General features: G+C 67.4%; 20 protein-coding genes. 1 reads left to right on the top strand and 19 read right to left on the bottom strand.

Features of this window, described 5'->3' with window-relative positions:
* The 18 genes from DW178_RS10545 to DW178_RS10465 form a co-directional block, all read right to left on the bottom strand.
* Window positions 1–192: hypothetical protein (locus DW178_RS10545; RefSeq protein ID WP_147363862.1), on the bottom strand; the 192-nt coding region annotated here is incomplete at its 3' end.
* 42 nt (window positions 193–234) lie between these two features.
* Window positions 235–867, bottom strand: coding sequence for a pilus assembly protein TadG-related protein (locus DW178_RS10540; RefSeq protein WP_118351338.1), 633 nt, complete (start codon window positions 865–867; stop codon window positions 235–237).
* A complete protein-coding gene (locus DW178_RS10535; protein ID WP_118351336.1) occupies window positions 867–1,358 on the bottom strand; it encodes a TadE/TadG family type IV pilus assembly protein in 492 nt (163 codons plus the stop codon). Before DW178_RS10535 ends, DW178_RS10540 begins: the two co-directional genes overlap by 1 nt.
* 1 nt (window position 1,359) lies before the next feature.
* Window positions 1,360–1,827, bottom strand: coding sequence for a TadE/TadG family type IV pilus assembly protein (locus tag DW178_RS11350; RefSeq protein ID WP_286168681.1), 468 nt, complete (start codon window positions 1,825–1,827; stop codon window positions 1,360–1,362).
* The gene (locus DW178_RS10530) at window positions 1,824–2,600 is read right to left on the bottom strand and encodes a hypothetical protein (protein WP_158574191.1); all 777 of its coding nucleotides are present in this window, start codon (window positions 2,598–2,600) and stop codon (window positions 1,824–1,826) included. Before DW178_RS10530 ends, DW178_RS11350 begins: the two co-directional genes overlap by 4 nt.
* 115 nt (window positions 2,601–2,715) lie before the next feature.
* Window positions 2,716–2,967 carry a hypothetical protein gene (locus DW178_RS10525; RefSeq protein ID WP_118351331.1) on the bottom strand — a complete coding sequence of 84 codons (252 nt, stop codon included), beginning with the start codon at window positions 2,965–2,967 and terminating at the stop codon, window positions 2,716–2,718.
* A 225-nt stretch (window positions 2,968–3,192) separates the two neighbouring features.
* Window positions 3,193–3,444, bottom strand: coding sequence for a hypothetical protein (locus tag DW178_RS10520; RefSeq protein WP_118351328.1), 252 nt, complete (start codon window positions 3,442–3,444; stop codon window positions 3,193–3,195).
* A gap of 172 nt (window positions 3,445–3,616) precedes the next feature.
* Entirely contained in the window at window positions 3,617–5,086 is a 1,470-nt protein-coding gene (locus DW178_RS10515; RefSeq protein ID WP_147363860.1) for a hypothetical protein, read from the bottom strand.
* The gene (locus DW178_RS10510) at window positions 5,079–6,587 is read right to left on the bottom strand and encodes a hypothetical protein (protein WP_118351323.1); all 1,509 of its coding nucleotides are present in this window, start codon (window positions 6,585–6,587) and stop codon (window positions 5,079–5,081) included. Before DW178_RS10510 ends, DW178_RS10515 begins: the two co-directional genes overlap by 8 nt.
* Window positions 6,588–6,955: 368 nt before the next feature.
* On the bottom strand, window positions 6,956–9,904 hold the full coding sequence (locus DW178_RS10505; protein WP_286168680.1) for a hypothetical protein: 2,949 nt from the start codon (window positions 9,902–9,904) through the stop codon (window positions 6,956–6,958).
* A gap of 6 nt (window positions 9,905–9,910) precedes the next feature.
* Complete coding sequence (locus tag DW178_RS10500) at window positions 9,911–10,306, bottom strand: hypothetical protein (RefSeq protein ID WP_118351320.1); 396 nt, start codon at window positions 10,304–10,306, stop codon at window positions 9,911–9,913.
* Window positions 10,307–10,314: 8 nt separating this feature from the next.
* Window positions 10,315–10,623 carry a helix-turn-helix domain-containing protein gene (locus DW178_RS10495; RefSeq protein ID WP_199412256.1) on the bottom strand — a complete coding sequence of 103 codons (309 nt, stop codon included), beginning with the start codon at window positions 10,621–10,623 and terminating at the stop codon, window positions 10,315–10,317.
* A 236-nt stretch (window positions 10,624–10,859) separates the two neighbouring features.
* Complete coding sequence (locus DW178_RS10490) at window positions 10,860–11,909, bottom strand: hypothetical protein (protein WP_118351317.1); 1,050 nt, start codon at window positions 11,907–11,909, stop codon at window positions 10,860–10,862.
* A gap of 65 nt (window positions 11,910–11,974) precedes the next feature.
* Window positions 11,975–13,033 (bottom strand): hypothetical protein, encoded by a 1,059-nt coding sequence (locus tag DW178_RS10485; RefSeq protein WP_118351314.1) that lies wholly within the window; start codon window positions 13,031–13,033, stop codon window positions 11,975–11,977.
* Between the two features lie 31 nt (window positions 13,034–13,064).
* A complete protein-coding gene (locus tag DW178_RS10480; protein ID WP_118351312.1) occupies window positions 13,065–13,814 on the bottom strand; it encodes a hypothetical protein in 750 nt (249 codons plus the stop codon).
* 91 nt (window positions 13,815–13,905) lie between these two features.
* Window positions 13,906–14,922, bottom strand: a complete 1,017-nt coding sequence (locus DW178_RS10475; RefSeq protein ID WP_118351309.1) for a hypothetical protein — start codon at window positions 14,920–14,922, stop codon at window positions 13,906–13,908.
* Between the two features lie 14 nt (window positions 14,923–14,936).
* The gene (locus DW178_RS10470) at window positions 14,937–15,755 is read right to left on the bottom strand and encodes an antirestriction protein ArdA (RefSeq protein WP_118351307.1); all 819 of its coding nucleotides are present in this window, start codon (window positions 15,753–15,755) and stop codon (window positions 14,937–14,939) included.
* Window positions 15,756–15,881: 126 nt separating this feature from the next.
* Window positions 15,882–16,373 (bottom strand): hypothetical protein, encoded by a 492-nt coding sequence (locus DW178_RS10465; RefSeq protein WP_118351305.1) that lies wholly within the window; start codon window positions 16,371–16,373, stop codon window positions 15,882–15,884.
* A 163-nt stretch (window positions 16,374–16,536) separates the two neighbouring features.
* Between DW178_RS10465 and DW178_RS10460 the strand changes: the two genes are divergently transcribed.
* Window positions 16,537–16,902, top strand: a complete 366-nt coding sequence (locus DW178_RS10460; RefSeq protein WP_118351302.1) for a hypothetical protein — start codon at window positions 16,537–16,539, stop codon at window positions 16,900–16,902.
* An 18-nt stretch (window positions 16,903–16,920) separates the two neighbouring features.
* On the opposite strand, the gene DW178_RS10455 is transcribed toward DW178_RS10460, so the two are convergent.
* Window positions 16,921–17,775, bottom strand: an 855-nt coding sequence (locus DW178_RS10455) for a hypothetical protein (RefSeq protein WP_199669298.1), incomplete at its 5' end; no start/stop codon positions are given.

Raw genomic sequence — 17,775 nt, 5'->3', positions numbered from 1 at the left:
CGGGCGCTGGGGCGCCGGTGCGCCGCCGACGGGGAGACCGGTGATGGGGGCGACCGCGCCGCCTGCGGGCTGGGCGCCCTCGAGTCGCGCAAGGTCCGCGCCGATCGCGTCGGCGCGCGCGAAGTCGTTGCGGCTGACGGCCTCGGCCCTCATGGCGCGGAGCCGCTGGATCTCGTCTCGGTTATCGTTCATGTCCTTAGGTTTCCTTTCTTGAGCGGACGGCCGCCGGCCGCCTCAGTTTCCGCTATCCACGTGCCCGGATCCGGCCTTTGCCTTCGATTCGTCGCGGATCGCCTTGACGAGGTCGTCCGGGGCGTCCTCGAGCCTGGATGCCGTTTCCTTGCGCCCTGTCACGGTTCCGCCCTCGAACGTCGCCTCGAGGCTGCCGATGCCGGCGTTCGCCGGGCGGTAGACGGTTCCGGTCGAGTAGGGGTGGATGGTCCAGATCGCGGTCGACTTGGCGGTCAGCTTGTCGCGGCCCGCGAGCTGGAGGAAGGTGGTTGGGGTGTCGTTGGCGAGCATCACGTAGACGCCCGCATAGCGGTCGCTGGCGCCGGATTCCGATTCGGGCAGCTCTGCGTACCAGATCTCGGCGGCGCCGGAGTAGCCGTTGTCGGAAAGCAGCTCGACGACCTCGTCGCGCGCCTCGCGGCCGGGGTTCTCGGAGTACTTGACGGCGTTCGCCATCCCCAGCGAGGACTGGCGGACGGCCTCGAGCACGGCCTCCTGGCCGGTCTTGGCCGAATAGGCGGTGCTTGCGTCGACGCCGAGGCCGACGGCGATGAGCAGGCAGGCGAGGGCGACGATGAATACGGCTGCGACCTGGCCGGAAAGGCCCGAGGCGCGGCGGGGTTTTCTGGATGCCATCACAGCACCTCCCAATCGGTGTAGGTCGTGTAGCTGTGCGACACGTGTCGCGTGAGGACCGTCTTGCGGCCGAGCGAGAGGGGGTCGTTGTACTCGTAGGCGACGTCGGCCTCGACGGTGACGCGGCGCGTCTCGGTCCTGAGGGTCGATGCCCCGAGCTCGTTGGCGATCGAGTCGCCGTCGTTGACGACGCCGGAGGTGGTGGCCTTCACCTTGGCGTTGGTGACGGTGAGCCTATCCCTCTCGAGGTCGGTGCCGGAGCAGACAAGGTCGCGGACGAGCTCGTCGCGGTCCCGCTCCTGCCATCCGGTGGGAAGCGAGTCGGCCAGCGTTGCCAGCGAGTGCTGGATGACGGTGTTCTGATAGGAGAGCATCGCGAAGGAGCCGATCGCGAAGAGGAATGCGAGCAGGACGGGCATGACCAGGATGAACTCGACCGACCCCTGTCCCGCAAGGCGGCATGGTGCGCGGCGTGCAGAGCGTATGGGCATGTCAGGACCTCCCGATCTCTGACCTGATGGACGACATCTCGGAGTGGACCCGCCAGCCCGCATCGGTGGCGCCTGAGACGCCGAGCGACTTGAGCGGGAAGATGCACGGGACGTCCTTGACGACCTTGACGGTGACCTTCTCGCGCGAGTAGCGCGCGGAGACCGACTTGTCGCCGCTCTTGAGCGTGACGGGCTTTGACGGCGCATCGGCCGAGGTGACGGTGACGCTCGCGGTATCGCCGAGGGCGCATGCCTCGCGGACGTAGGCGGCGACGGCGTCGTCGGATGCGGTGGGGTTGGCCGCGGCGTAGCGCGCTCCCTCCGAGCTCGCGGTCTGCACGCTCGCCGTCTCGCGCGCGAGGTGCGCGTAGTCGGCGACGGCGACGAGCATGATGATGAGAAGTGGCAGGACCAGGATGAACTCCAAGGTTCCCTGTCCGCGGCGTCCGCGCGCCCTCGCGGCGGTCATGAGAGCGCCCCCGTGGCCAGCGAGGCGATCAGGGCGAGCGAGATGACCGGGGCGAGCGGCATGGCGCTGGTCTCGACACCGATACGGCGCGAGCAGGCGATGAAGAGCAGGGCCGCGGCGGCAAGCGCCGGAACGACCGTCAGCACGGTCGGCGTCGCGGCGGTGGCGCCGAGCACGCAGCCGAGCATGAGGGAGTCGCCGTCGCCCCATTCCCCGCCGATGCGCCGCACGACGGCGCCGACGGACCAGGTGAGGGCCATGCCGGCCGCCGTGATCGCGGCGCCGGACGGGGTCGGGCAGAACGCGAGGATGCAGGATGCGGCGAGGACCGAGAGGTGGGGGATCGGCACGATGCGGAAGCGGATATCGCTCGCGGCGATGGCGAGCGAGCTGACCGCCGCGAGGGCTGCCGCGGGCGACATCGCCGCGCCGGCGAGCCCGGCGGCCAGGTACGCCGGGAGCCAATAGGCCTCTCCGGCGAGCGTCGGGTTGTAACGGCGGGCGTAGGCCCCGGCGGCGCGGCCGGGGAGCAGTCCGGCGTCGATGTCGCCGGACGCGGTGAGCGCGGCGATCGTGGAGGGCGCGACCGCCTGGATGCTGATTTGCGGCGCGATGGAGGAGAGCCAGATGCGGCGCTGCTCGGGGTCCGCGCCCGGTGCGAGCATGGCCGCGTCCTCGCGCTCGTAGAAGGAATAGCGCATGTGCTGGTAGCAGTGCTGGAGCAGCCATCCGGCCGCCGCGCTGCCTGCGGCTATGGAAAATGTTCCGAGCATACGGCTCCCTTCCGTCGCGGGCGGGTTGGATATCTGGAAAACGCGCCACGTGGGCGCGGGGAAATCGAGAGGGCCCGGGGGCGGCGCGCCCCCGGGGAGATGGCTCCGGGAAGCGCTAGTGCGTGCCCGGGGACGTGGTGGCGCCGCCGACATTGGTGCCGGCAAGGGTGTTCGAGACCGTGTTGATCTTGATGTTCATCTGGTTGGACAGGTAGATCAGCGCGGCGATCAGCGCGACGGCGATGCACACGACGATGACGACCCACTCGATGGAGCCCTGTGCGGACAGGGCCTCCTGGGCGCGGCGCTTCATGTTGAAAAGGCCGCAGGTGGCGACGGCCATCGGCTTGGCGATGAGCTCGTTCATGGGACCTCCTCCTTTCTGGGGGTTTGCGCGGACGCATCCGTGCATGGCTGTGCCACCCGGCGGTGGCGGTACGACTGCTAACTATGTACCCGGGCGCGAGATGATTCAGCCCCCTGCCCAAAAATGGGAAGGGGGCTGAATCATCCCAGCTCAGCGGCCATAAATCAATGTGTAGGAATTATGGTGCCGATTGCCTTTGGAACCAATCGCCGGCGTTCCTGGTGCTTAGTGGCGTCCAGCGCCGGGGACGGCTCCGGAGACGCCAGTTTTGGACAGGGTGTCGGAGACCGTGTTGATCTTGATGTTCATCTGGTTGGACAGGTAGATCAGCGCGGCGATCAGCGCGACGGCGATGCACACGACGATGACGACCCACTCGATGGAGCCCTGTGCGGACAGGGCCTCCTGGGCGCGGCGCTTCATGTTGAAAAGGCCGCAGGTGGCGACGGCCATCGGCTTGGCGATGAGCTCGTTCATGGGAACCTCTTTCTCTCGATGGCGGCGCATCCGCACCGCCGGTGTTCCCCCGCGCGCGGGGGCGGTGCGGCCAAACTATGGGCCTTGCGGCCCGAACGGTCAGCCGGTTTCCCAAAAATGGGCGGGATCGGCCGTTTTCCCCGCTCACCGACCCGTCGAAAATATGCAGACTCTATGGAACCGGTTTGCCGGCATATACCGCGAGACACCCGTCGTCGCGAACCCGGGAGAACCCGAGCCCGTAAAGCCCGCCCTCGAGCGTCGGGTATGCCCCCGAGGGGACGACCGCGAAATCGGCGCCGGTTCCCTCGATGGCGTCCTCGTCGCCCGCCAGCACGTGCCGTGCTGTCCCCCAGGCGTCCGCGCCGCCGTTGAGCTCGGGGCAGAAGAGCTCCGCCCGCGTGTCGAGCAGCGGTCGGTATCCCGCGAGCTCCAGCTCGCTGCCGACGTCGATATCGCAGATCACGGCATCGCCCGGCTCGGCGCCGGATGACTCGAGCGCGGCCATGGCCCTTGCGGCCGATGCCTCGATGGGCGTCTGCCTCGGCACGGTCGCGGCGAGGAGCCCGAGCGAGGCCAGGAGCGCCGCCGTGCAGCATGCCGCCGGCGCGATGGGACTGCGGACGCACGGGCCCGCCACCTCTCCCTGGATATCGGACAGGGCGAGCGCCATGGAGGTCATCAGGAAGAGCTCGTTTCTCACGTTGGCCAGCGAGAGCATGAGCGTGCCGAGCACGAGCAGGTCACCGGCCTCGAGAAGCGCCCGGCCCCCGCCGCGGCGGCGCACCCGGAGGCGGTACAGGAGCAGCGCCGCCGCGAGGGTGCACGCGGCGGCCGCCTGGGCGGGCGCGGCCTCGGTCCACGGCGCGAGCTCTCCGATGCCCACGGATCTCAGCGATTCCGCGCTCATGGTGGCGAACGGCACCATGAGCAGCCTCGCGCCGTAGGGGTTGAACATGCATGCGGCCACGGTCGACATGGCCGCCGTGAGCGCCTTGAGCCTGCCGTGCCTGTCGAGCCTGCCGTCGAGTATGAGGCAGCATGGGACCATGAGGGCGACGGTCCACAGCGCCCCGTGGAGCTGGGCCATGGCGAATCCCGCGGCGGGAAAGGCGGCCAGCAGGGAGTCCCGCCCGCCGCGTGCCCATTTCCTGCCCGCCGCATAGCAGACGCAAAGCGCCGTGACGTCGATTCCGCGCGGCGTTGAGTTGCACAGCACGGCTATGGCGGCACCGCATGCGGCCGATGCCGCCATGTGGACGGCGCCGGTCCTGCCGCGGTCGAGAGTGCAGGCCCAGAGGGCCGCCGCCGCGGCCATGTCGAGCACGGCGGCCGCGCACTTGATCCCGGCCTCGCCGAACGCGTCGAAGATGGCCGCGGCGGCGATGCACAGCGGCCACTGCTGGCAGATATAGGCAAGGCCCTCGTGGAGGGTAAGGGGGTCTGAGGTCGGGAGCTTGCCGTTCTCGATGATCCACCGGCCGATGGCGACCATGTATCGCGTATCGGGTTGGAACAGCGACCAGCCGGTAAGCGATACCGCCGCCAGCGCCGCCGCGCAGGCGGCGAGCGCGGCCGAGAGCGACGCCCATCGCAGGATGCGGGCGCGGCGCATGGTGTCCGTGCGGTCCACGCTATTCACCGCCTTCCGACAGCTCGAACAGGGTGTAGCCGCCGCCGTGCGCGAGCTCATCGAAGCGCCCGCCGGATCGCAGGGTATCGGCCTCATCGTCCCTGACGAGGAACAGCTCCCATCCCCAGTCCTTGGTGCTCTCTTTCAGCGAGGTCGACCCCTGGAGGACGTCGACGATCCCGCGGTAGGCGGACTTCGCCCCGGCGCCGGCGATGCGCTCGCCCCAGATCTCGGGACGCATGTCGCAGGGTACCTTGAAGCCTTCCCACTCGAGCTGGTTGTACACCGAGACGTCGCTGGAGAACACCAGCGCGTCGGGTCCGGCGTCGTATATCGCCGAGAAGATGGGGGACATCTCCGATTCGGTCACGGACAGCAAGCCCGCCTCGCCGCCCGATCGCGGTGCCAGCGATACCGCGAGCCCCGAGACCGCGGCAAGCAGGGCCATGGCGGCACCTGCCGCGGCGGCCGCGCGCCCCGGGTGCGCCATGGGCTCCCCGAGCGCACCTGCGAGCCCGAACGCGCAGCACAGGCCGCAGGACAGGCCGGCGATCCACATGCAGCGCGAGTGCAGGACTCCCACGGCAATACCGGCGAGAAGCATCGCCACGGCGCCGGCCGGGACTTTCGCCCCGCTTCGACGGCACAGCGCGATCGGCCCCAGCGCCATCGCCGCGACGGGAACGGCGAAAAGGGGGCCGAGCGGGACCCATAGGGGCTGCATCTCGATGATGGCGCCGCCATAGGAGGCCTCGCCGAGCGATTTCAGGACGTAGAGGGACCCGTCGGCGCCGTATGGGTTGAGCAGCGAGGCCGCGCACATGGCCGCCACGGCGGCGCAGATGGGCATCGCCCGCGCGGACCACGCGCGGCGTGTTGCGGGATTGGCGAGCTCATGCGGGCAGGGCAGGGCGAACGCCGCGGCGCACGCGGCGAGAAGCGGCCACTGGGCCGCCTGGAGGTTGACGCCGGCCACGGCGACGGCGGGGAGCCACAGCAGGGCCCGGCGCGATCTTGACCCGAGGTATCTGAGCATGATCCTCGCCGTGATGGCGCACAGCAGCGCGGTCCAGATCGTCGGTCGGACCGATATGTACATGCAGATGCACGCCGACGGCACCGCAAGGCAGAAGGCCAGGGCAGCTGGCGAGAACTTCCCGTCGGCGGCGTCGAGCATGAGGCGGGACAGCTGCCAGAAGAGGAGCCCGGCGGGCACGCAGACGGACACGGCCACTGCGGTATAGCCGCCGCGCGTGTACCACGCCCAGAGCCAGACGTCATGGAGCCACTGCTGCGCGACCATGCCCCGGCCGGGCCAGATGGAGAACGGGTTGATGCGGGGTATGCCGTTGCGGGCGATCTCGCGGCCGGTCGCGAGGAGGAACCAGACGTCGGAATCGAGCGTCCCCGTTCCCGCCAGGGCGCGGGCGAGAATCGGGCCCGCGATGAGGAGGGCGCATAGGGCGGATATGGCGAGGCGTGTGCGGGCGGCCTGAAGGGTTGCTTTCAAGATGGCTCCAAGGGATAGATATTCGACCGGGAGCATACGCCGTCGCGGCGAAAAGAAGAACCCCGCTCCCAAAAGTGGGAACGGGGCACCGAAAAGGCAGATCGCCGCGGTCGTGATATCGGAAAAAGGATGGCGGCCGGTGAGGGCCGGCCGCCGATGGGGGAATGGCGGCATATTGGGGAGTCCGCCATTGCATATGGGGCCGACTGGATCGGATGGTGAGTCGGCCGGGTCGCCGTGACATGGTTTATCGGAAGGAGTGACGGCGTTGCCTTGACTATACCCCTTGGCGATATACGCTAATCACGTCATTGGCGGAAATGTGTTCCCATCGTGTACGGGTCCGGTCCGTACCGCACGGTCCGCGCTCAGCCCTTGCTGCTCGCGACGCCCTCGGCCTTCGCCTCGGTCCATTTGATGTAGAGCGTGACGTCGCGCCTGGCGGTGACCGAGGAGACCTTCTCGGTGCCGCTCGCCGAGGTCAGCCAGCATTCCGGGACGTATCTGCGCCATGTCTCGTCGGCGATCATGGCGAACACCTCGCCGGGTTTCACCGGCGTGACGCTCTCGCCCCAATAGAGCGCCTTGTGCCCCTGCCCGTCGTCGCCGATGGCCGCGAGCGCCAGGCCGTCGAGCCTGTGCTTCTCCGTGGACAGGGAGAAATCGGGGAGCTCGAAGGAGGAGCGCGCATCGGGTTTGTACATGAGCGGCGCGGTGCGGTAGATGCCGGTGTCCTCGGGCTTGAGTGACCCCTCGGCGTACTCGACGCGCACGGTGCAGCGGTTGCGGCCGTAGAGCTTGAGCGTCTGGTCCTTGACGATGGTGACATTCGCGGCGGGCTGGGTGAGCTCGGGATCGAGGAACCAGCCCGAGAACCCCGTCGAGGGGTTCTGCCCGTATTGCTCGTTGAGGTTGCAGGTGTCCTTCAGGGCCTTCTGCGTCGCGATGTCGACGGGGTTGTAGATATCGCCGCCTTCGACGTCGAGGTCGCGATACACCATGTCCTTCTGCTCGATGCCGTCGGCATAGTACTCGACGCACGTCGTGACGACTCGCACGCCGCGGGAGACGAGCGTGCCCAGATAGCGGTCGGTCCATACGTAGCGGTCGGTCTTGCTGACGGTGCGGATGCCGAGCATCGCGGCGGCGTAGAGAAACCCCGGCCCCCAGGAGGCGTCGGCAGCCAGGTTTTCGCTGTCGGAGAACTCTCTGACGACGCGACCGCCCTGCGGCTTGCGCACGAGGTGGATGTTCATGCCGCAGATCTTGTTGCCGTCGCCGCCGTCCGGCTCGATGCCGGCTGCGGGCGCGGTGTTGACGTCGAGCGGCGCCGAGGCGGAACAGTTGACATAGACCGGGTCGGACCACTCGCCGCTCCCGTTGAGCAGCTTGGTCCTGATCTCGAGGTCGTAGTGGTCCGCTATCTCGCCGGTGAGCCAGACCTTCACCCTGCCGAGGATATCCGACTCCGTGTCGAGGATGTGCACGCCGTCGGAACCCTCGACCCACTCGCCCCCGCTGTAGCGCTGCGCGGCGTAGTGGATCGATCCGGGGAACGCGGAACCCTCGAGCCTGAGGCCGAGGCCGTAGATAGAGTGGCCGCCATGGGGGTAGCCGATATGCCGGTGCGCGAGCGATTCCTGCTGCCACCCCCAAGTGGCAACGCCGCACTGGGCGAAGATGGAGGCGTTGTCCTCGGGGAGGTCGTCGTCGATGTCGGACATGTAGAGCCTGAAGATCGGCCTGACCGGCAGGTCCGATTCGTTCTTGCACCCCAGGACCCAGCCGGAGGGCCTGATTCCGACATCCGGGTCGTCCGGGTCTGCGTTATGCCATCCGCAGATCTCCGCCTTGTCGCCGATCTTGAGCGCGTCTTCGTCGCAATGGACCGAGACCTTGCCCTCGATGCGGGCCTCGACGAGGTTCCACTGGGCGTTCTTCTGGACGGCCCAGCGACCGGGGCATGCCGCGGACTGGACGGATACATTTGCGACGGAGTTCGACGTGACCCCGTTGGTGTCGAGGCGCAGGCCGTCGGCATCCGAGGTGATGAAGTAGCAGGAGTGGTCGGTCTCGTTCGAGGCGTCTGGTTCGTGGTGGATCCACCATGCCTTGCTCCGGCCGTCGGCGTTGTTGATGTCCCAGATGTCGGCATGGCTGTTCTGGACGACTCCGTGGTCGACCACCGGCGCCGCATGGCCGCTGTTGTTCAGCATGTGCGTCAGGTTCGGGCCGACCATGTTGGCTAGGGCGAACGTGAAGGTGTCGACGCCGTCGTTGGTATAGGGCTTGAGCATCCAGGTCTGGTTGACGCCGTGATAGTTCTCGTAGAGGCACACGCCGCGTCCGTTATCGTACATGGCTTGGGGTTTACCGTCGCTATATGTGCCCTGCACCAAGTCGAGCTGGATGTCCGGCGCGGAGACGGGCCTGATGTAGAAGATGCCGCCGTAGAGCGTGACGTCGTTGCGGATGTGGATCTTCTCGATCCTGAAATGGCGGGAAGGGGTGGTCTGGCTCAGGAACCAGTAGTTCGGGGCGTCGTTTTCCTTGATCACGTTCTCGTGCGTCCCGAAGTGGTTGTAGTCCACGTTGTAGACCTGCAGCTTGCTGGACACGCTGTGGCGCGCCTCGCCCTTCTGCCTCTTGACCCAGAAGGACGGGCGGGTCGATCCCCAGTACGTGCCCCCCTGGAAGTCGTTGAAGTCGTAGAAGCCGTAGGAGATCCAGTCGTAGTACCTGTAGCCGATCTGGTTTCTGAAGTCGCCGGCGAAACGGGAATCGGCGAACTCGGCGCCGTCGAGGTAGACGTACCCCTTGTTGTCGCCGCCCTCGGAGATGGTATCGACCCAAAGGCCGTTGCCATGCTGCAGGTCCTTGCTGGAGCACCATGCGAACGGCCTGACGACTACGAGGGTGTAGAGCTCGTTGGCGTAATTGCACTCGAAGACGCAGGCGAAGGCGTACCTCAGCCATTGTCCGTAATGGTTTATATAGTAGCTGGTGTTGGCGGGGGCGGCGCAGAGCCATTCATGGTAGCTGTTCGCGAAGCCGAAGAACATGTCCCCCTCGCCCTGGCGCGGGTCCGAATGGACGAGCAGCGAGTCGTCGGCGGCTCCGAACCAGCCCTGGCCGAGGTTGAAGTTCATGCCCGCGAGCGCTTCCGCCTTCCGGGCTGGTCCGAGCAGGGCCAGTCCCGCCGCGCAGGCGAGCGCGGCGAAGGCTCCTCGACGGGAGATCGGAAACTCGAGCAGCCCCGTCTTCTCGCTGTCCCCGTCCTGTACCGGGACCATATTGGTTTCTGGCGAGGTGTTCAAAGCGATCTACTCCTCCTTGAGGCCGGAGACGGCGAAACAGGCGAATGCGACGGCGAGGTAGCCGATGGAATACGGGTCCAGGCGGATGGCGCTGCGGACCGCGAGGGCGAGAAGGACCGCGGCGATGCCGAGGTCGAGGGCGCGGCTCCGTACCTTGCAGGCGATGCCGGCGGCGATGAGCAGGATAATCGGGACCCACACGGCGCCCAGGCAGCCCCTGGTCAGAAACCACGCTGCAGATGCTGGCGAGTAGTAGTCTGTCGGGCAGGATAGGATGACCGACGCGGCGCTCTGCAGCTGGAAGATGGCGGGCGGCAGCGCGGTCAGGATGGCGGCCAGCGCGATGCGCCTCAGCTCATGCGGTTCGATATTTGAGTGTTTGACCAAATCGATGGGGTTCAATTGTCCTCCTACAGTCCCAGGAACCAGGACACGCTCGTGTCCTCGAAATACCTCGCGGTCTCGATCAGCGTCGAGGTCGACATGAGCGTCTGCCTGTTGAGGATGCGCGAGAGCGTCGAGCTCGAGATGCCGACGGCGCGGCAGTAGTCCTCTTTCGACGTGCCGGTCCTCGACAGCGTGAAGGCAAGGCGCGATGCGCACAGCTCCTTGGCGTAGTCGCGGTCGCGCTGCCGCTGCGACTCGGTCCTGTCGTGTCGTTCGCTATCGGAGCCCCGGTGCATGCTGTTCCCCCTGCCGATGTCCTGTTTTTCTCCCATATGGCGCCCGTTTAAGCATATGCCGGCGGCAGGCGCCTCCTTCGACGAAAATGGCGGCGGGATGGGCGAAACCCGGATGCACGATTCGGACCTCCGACGTCTCTGCCTCCCGCGCACCAGGCCGCGGCGATGCGTTTGGGTGACGTTTGGATAGCTGGCTGCGGCCTGATTTCAAAATTGATACCCGTGCAAACGCGAATCTATACATAGCCGCCGCGTCTGGTCCGATTTTTTTCTCAGATATGGTTTCCGCCCGGTCCGCCGCCCTCTCCAGGTTTCGCGGCGAGCTGCGATGCCAGCGAGGCGATGTCGGACGGCGTCCGTCCTGTGCGCTCGACCTGCTCCCCAAGCGCCCTGCGCGTCTCCCGCATGAGTTCGGCCGAGGCCATGAAGGGGCCGGTGGAGGGGTCGGCGAAGCGCGCCTTCGCGCTTTCGACCGCCCAACGGGGCAGGTCGGTCAGCTTGCCGTTCCGATCTACGGCGACGACCAGGAAGCTGCCGCGGATGATAGAGGATCCCCCGTCGCGCGGGATGGTCCGGTTCGGTTTGAGCGACGCTCCCTCCTCGTCGCCTGCGCGCAGCAGCTTCACGGTGACGTCCCCGTATTCGGCCAGGGTCTCGGTCTCGGGGCGGTCGAGGCCGATGGAGGCCAGGGCGCGGTCCATGTCGGCGAAGACGGTCGTCTCGCGCGGCAGGTCGCCCACGGGGACGTAGACCGCGGCGACCTTGGCTCGCCCATCGCGGAATCCGCCCCCCGCGAGGCATCGGGCGATATCGGCGTCGGCCGTATCGATCTCGAAGTCGCATCCGGCGGCGTAGGCCCTCACGGTCTCGGCGAGCGCATCCTGGACGTCGAGCACGGTATCGGCCGGAAGGCCCAGGTGCGGCGTGTCCTGGAGCAGGATGCCGAATCCCCGGTGGTCGGCCAGAAGCGTCTTCATGTAGTAGCGGCCGATGAGATACGGCAGGGGCTCCATGTCCTTGATGTTGCGCGCCGCATCGGGGCGGTCGTCGCCGCGATGCAGGTAGAACTCGACCATGGGCAGGCCGCCCGAGGATTTCAGGGACCGTCCCGAAAACGTCTCGTACGGGTCGTATATGACCCTGTCGTCCTTGCCGTAGCGCGCCCCGGGAAGGACCAGGTGCATCCAGACCGATTCGCCCTCCCCGGTGCCCTCGCAGTCGACGCGGGTGTCGTCGAGCAGCGCCGAGACGGAATCGGGGTCGATGCCCTCGCGCAGGTGCGCCAGCAGGTTCTCTGCATCCTGCTCTTTATAGGTGCTCATGGTTGCTCCAATGGATCGTGGTCGGTAGTCGTGTTGGCCCGCTGGCGGGCCTGGAAGGCGGCCGGTCACAGCCGGTTACCGGCCGCGGTGGTCGCCCCGCGGGCCGTGGCCAGCGCCGCGGCCTGGGCACGCTCGGCGAGCGCCGGGAAGCTGATGTTGATGTCCCCGGGCCTGGTCGCGCGCACCGTGGCGCCTTCCGGGGCGTCTTCGGTCCCGGGGGTCTGGCCGCCGCCGGAGACGTCGCAGCGCTTCATCGCCGGGATGAAGTTGTCGATCAGCCTGTCCGGTACCGTGCCGGGGTGTCTGAAGGCGATGTTCCCGCTCCCGTCCTGTTCGAGCAGGATCGGGCATCTGGATACGTATTCCCGGCGGCGCGGGTCGTAGGCCGCGCGTTCCGGGTGGAACCTGGCGACCGCATACGCCCCGCGCTCCTTCCTGTCGAAGCTCAGGCCCCAGACGCCGCCGTTCTCGCCGGCGCACCCGGCCTCCATGTAGAAGCCCTTCTCGCACCGATAGGTGAGCGCGGCGGCCAGCGCCGCGGCGACCTTCGGGCAGGCGTCGAACTGCCAGGCGCGCATGCGCGTCTCGGCACCGTCCCTGAACGAGAACTCGAGCCCTCGGAAGCCGTTTACGCCGAAGTGCCTGACCTTCACGGGCTCCAGGCTGGTGCAGCCCCATACGGTCTCGGCGAGGTCGGCTACCGACGGCGCGCCGTAGAGCCTGGCGTTCTCCTCGGCGAGCTCGCCTGCGTCCGCGAACCCGTCGAGGTCGCGGCAGACGAGCCTTTCGTCGCGGGGTCCCTCACCGGCATGGAAGGCGTTCGCGTCGAGGGGGTGCCCGGGACTCCACCCGCTGCGGTCCCTCAGGGCCTTGACGAGTCCCGAGAGCCTGTCGTCCAGGCGCTCGGCCCAGCCGGACCCGTCGATGCCGTCCTCGCGCGCCGTGCGCCTGGCCGATGCGAACTCCATCATGACGTCTGCGACGAATCCGTGGCCGAGGGGATGGAACCCGTCCGGCAGGACGGTGAGGTCCCTGGGGTCGATGGAGTTCTTGCCGCCGATCACGTTGCCCAGGTCGCGCGGGTCGATGAGGATGGAACAGGATACCTCGTTCGGGAAATTCATCGGTTTCGCCTCCGTCGGCGGGTCAGTAGGGTCAGTGCTTGACGGCCGTGTGGGCCTCGTCGGCCGTGCCGATGGCCTTCGCGGCAGCCTTGGCCGCCGCGGCGGCGCTCGCGGGATCGTCGGGCGCCTGGGGCGTGGCCATGTCGACCCCGAGCATGGCGCACGTCTCGGCGATGCTCTCGGGGTCGCCGAGCGTCCATCCCGCGAGTTCCGGGCTGCATCCGGCACCGAACGTCGCGAGGACGCTGCACTCGATATCGCACAGCGCCCAATCGATCGAAGTGAGGAACTTATCCTCGGCGCACTCGCCCGAAAGGTCGATGGGCTCGCCCGCGGCGCCCTCGTTGGTCTCGTTGATGAAATCCAGGCCGTAGTCGCAGATGTCCGGTGAGAGCGGGTCGACGTCCTCCTCGACGATGGCCGTCAGGGGGATATGGGCGACATGGAACCCGAAGAACTCGCCGTCCGGTGCCGTGTCCGGGATGAAAGCTTCGCCGCTGTATACGTTGTAGAGGAATTCGTCGAGGTCGAGTGCCTGCCTCGTGATCTCGACCGCGTCCTTGCGGAAATTCGCATGATGGCGGAGCGCCGCGGCGGCGTCGTCTCCGAACAGCATCTTGACGCTGTCCGGCGTCTCGAGGAGGACCGTGTGGTCGCCTAGCTCGACCTCGACGCAGCCCTCATGCTCGGTCGACGGGAATGCCCCGGGCGTATCGACCCCGTAGAGGTCGAGCACGTCCAGCGCCTCCGCGGCGCTCAGCGGTTCGATATAGCTTTTCATGTGTCATCACATCCGAAAACATGGAAAGGGCGCCCGCGGGACAGTGCGCGGGCGCCCTTCGGGTGCGGGTCGCGGAGGTTGCGGGCGCGCGCTAGAGCTTGGCGGCCTGCGTGGCCTCGGTGCCCTGCTCGGCGGTACCGTGGGCCGCGGCGACGGCCGCGGCGGCCTGGGACTGCGGGTTGGGCGCCTCGGCGTTCATCTTGGCCTTGTAGGCCTCGCGTGCGGCCTTGACGGCCTTGGAGAGCTCGAACGGGTCGGCATCGAGGGTCTTGAGCTGGTCGTTCTCGTCATACTTGAACAGATGGACGGGCATGTCCTTCTTGACGGTGACGGTGGTGCCCTTGCCGTTGGCGATATCGGACTCGGTCCAGGGTTTGCGGAAGGTCTTGAACTTGTAGCCGGAGATGTCGATGCCGTTCATGTCCGTACCCGTCGGGATGGTGCAGAGGACGGCAGGCCAGGTCTCGGTCTTCGTGCTGTTCGTGATCACGATGTCCTCGCCCTGCGCGTCGGTGACATGGCACCACTTCGCGGGGAACTTGATGCTGACCTCGTTGTCGTACTTTTCCTGGTCCATGGCGGTACCTTTCTTCCTGCCCGTCGCACGGTGGGCGGCGGGGCGTTGATTTGCTACGAATGTACCCTCGGGCACGGTGTGCGTATAGATGGTTTCCCGAACGGGAAGCGGCTCGAGCCCGCCGCGGCGGCGCAGCTCGTCGGCCACCTCGCGCAGCCTGGAAATGTCGCCGACGACAGGGGCGGCGAGCTGTTCTTTGGGGATGAACCCGTCGAGCGCGAGGATCGCCACGGCGCCGGGCAGGGCCAGGACGCCGGTGAGCTCCGCGCTCGCGTCCGAGTAGTAGAAGTGGATCGGGTACTTCAGCACGACGGCGGCCTCCGGCACGTCGATGCCGAGCTCGTCCACCGCGCGGCGGATGGCGGTCCTGACCCGGTAGGAGAGCTCGGAGGGCAGGCCGTCGGTGGCGATGGAGGGCTTCCCGGCGTCGTACTTGGTCGCGAAAAGGTTGAAGTCGGCGAGCTCGCCGTTGCCGTCGGGGTAGGCCGAGCGCGCCATCGTGGAGGACTGGTTGATATCCCTGAACATCATGGCCGCGGCCCTCCCTACAGCTTCGCGGCGCGCTGGGTGCCGCCCGCCCCGTCGTCGGCGCTGAGCGCCGCGATGGCGCTGGCGGCATAGGCGATCTCGGACGGCGCCGCGGGCTTCTCCGCGGCATCCTTGCCGCGGGCCCCGCGCCACTCGGCCAAGGTCTCGTCCGCGATCTCCTCGAACGGGTACTCGTCGAGCAGCGGCCAGTCGCCGCGTTTGTTGACATAGCAGGTCTCGCACAGTTCGACGTAGCCGTTTCGCACGGCGATGTCGCCGTAGCTGTTGAAGTCGAAGCAGGAGAGGAGTTCGCCGTCCCCCCGGTTCATCAGGGCCCAGAACTCGGAATCGCCGTCGAGGGCCGTGTATGCGTAGTTCTCCTGCGGCGTCGAGCGCTCGAGGCAGGTCTTGTGCCATTGGTCCTCGACATACATGTCGTCGTAGACGTAGTCGTATACGGGCAGCTCGTCCGCCTGCGCCACGAGGTTCATGAGCTCGTCGAGGCGGCTCAGCGGCTCGCCGTAATCGATGGCGGCCTGGATATGCGCCAAGTCCCCTTCGGGGAGAAGCGTTAGCTGCATCGCGAGGACGTTCAGCTTATCGAGCCGGGCGTACTCGTTGAACACCTGGGGGCAGCGGAACGGCAGCCCGTCGTAGTCGGAGATGTAGGTCTCCTCGTGCTCCTCGTCGACGAGCCCGTGGCCGCGCAGCCAGGGCTCGATCTCGTCGGGGTCCATCGGCAGGTGCATCCACGTATCGCGAAGCTCGCCCTCGCTGTAGTAGCCCCAGTTGCCCACGCATACGTCGATGCCGTCATGGAAATCGTTATTTGCCATACTGATCAGCTCCAGCGAACAGAAGGCGGATAGATGCTTGCCGACGATGTTACCCGCGCCGCCTGGGCGGCATCACGGTGTTTCCCGAACGGGAAGCCAGTCCAGCCGCGGGCGCATCGATGCGGGTCAGCGGTGTCTGTCGGCGACGGTGACCGTGCCCATGTCGGGTTCGGGGGCGTTCCTCGCGGCCGATTTGCGGGCCAGTTTCGCCAGGCCCGCCGGCGACATCTTCCTGGGCCGGTGGTCGGCGGGCGCGGTGCCGGGATGGCGCTCGAGGGCGTGCGGGTCGCCGAGGGCCCTCTTGACTCCGCGCTCCGCTGACCCTCCCTTGACGAGCTGTCGTTCGATATCGGCCGCATCGGTGCCGCCGACGGCGACGCTGCGGCGGATCGCGTCATCGGTCGCGGACATGGCGAGGGCCGGGTAGGTGAAGGGGTCGAACATCTCGCCGAGCCGGGCGGACTCGTCGAGCACCGAGTGTGCCGCTGCATATGACCTGGACCCGTCCGCGGCCAGGCTCCGCGCGGCGAGGGCCATGGCGTCCAGCCCTTCGCCGCGGTATTCCCCCTCGAGCCTTCCGAGTGCTTCGCGGAAGAGGCCGGTGACGTAATCGCTCATTGGGACCTCCGATAGTCGGGCTTCTCGTTTAGGAGATTGTCCGTCCTCGCTCGAACCGCGATCCCGTGAAGAAAAGCGCTTCCCGAACGGGAAGCGCTGAAATCTTCGGGCTCTCGATGGGTATGACTCCCGAGATTCTGCTGCACACGATGAGGGGGCTGTGATGGGAGACGCCGCGGCATATCGCCATTGGACGGACGCCGAGCTCGAATTGCTCGCCGACAGGTCGCTTGCCGCCGCGGAGGTGGCCGCCGCGACGGGGCGGACCGAGATGGCCGTGAGGGCGGCGCGCTCGCGCCGCGGCATCTGCCGGGCCAGGTGGACGGCGGACGAGATCGGCCGGTTGCGGGACTACGCCGCATCGCCTAAGCAGATCGCGGCCGAGACGGGGCACTCGCTTTCCGCCGTGTACGCGAAGCGCTCCGAGATGGGCCTGCCGTCCCCGGCGGCGATGCGCATGGCCGCCCGCGAGGCGGCCGCCGCGACGGCGGGGCGGGCAACGTCGGGGAAAATCAGCCTGCGCCCCTGATACCGCCCCGAAGATCGGTCAATGCCTGATGCCGCCGACCTGCTTTTCGGCCGCGCTGCGCGCATACTCCTTCGCGTAATCGTGGAAGAAGACGCTGAAGCCGTCCATGGCGTGGTCGCGGCACCACTCGCGCACCGCTGTGGCCGCAACCTCGCGACGCTGTTTCGCATCGAGGTCCGGGCAGTCGAGGTCGATCAGCTCGGCATATTCGTCCAAGTCGGCCTCGGTGAATATGAGCGCGTAGGCGTCGCGGCTGTAGTGCCGGGCATGTTTCCCCTTGAGCGCGGCATCGAGCGCGAGGCCGGTGTCTCGTTCCAGCTCCTCGGCGAAGAGCTTGGTGACTTTGGAGGTGTCCATGAAGCGGGTGTCTGCCGGGTCGCGCGTGACGGTATCGAAACACCGGTTCTGCATATGGTGGAGTCCGGTGGAAAGGAGGCTCTGCGCGAGCGCGTAGTCGCCGACGCTCGCGGCGGAGCCCTCGGTCGCGCGGATCAGGCCGACGGCGCGGGACATCATATCGAACAGCTCGCCGCTGGACTGCATCCCCCTCGCCGCGGAGGCGATGAGGGCCTGCTTCGCGACATCCATTCCGTGCCTGTTGCACAGCAGGGCGTCCATCGCGGCGCTGCGATGGGAGTTCTCCACGGATTGGAGCGCGTCGGCGAGCATGTCGCGGGTGAGGGGGTCGTCGGGCATGGCGGGGTTGTCAATCCTGTAGAAGGCCGGGACCGCCTCCGTCGACTCCGCGATGGAAAGCGGCAGCGACAGGATCGCCCCGCGGATCGCTTCTGCCGCCGACTTCCTCGCGGTGTCGTCCAGATCGCCCTCCTCGAAGGAATACGGTAGGTTTGGAAGGCTGTCATCCTCGACCTG

Source organism: Eggerthella sp. AM16-19, assembly GCF_003474385.1.
Lineage (GTDB): Bacteria > Actinomycetota > Coriobacteriia > Coriobacteriales > Eggerthellaceae > Senegalimassilia.
The sequence above is the reverse complement of the archived record's forward strand: the minus strand, read 5'-3'. Positions and strand labels throughout refer to the sequence as shown.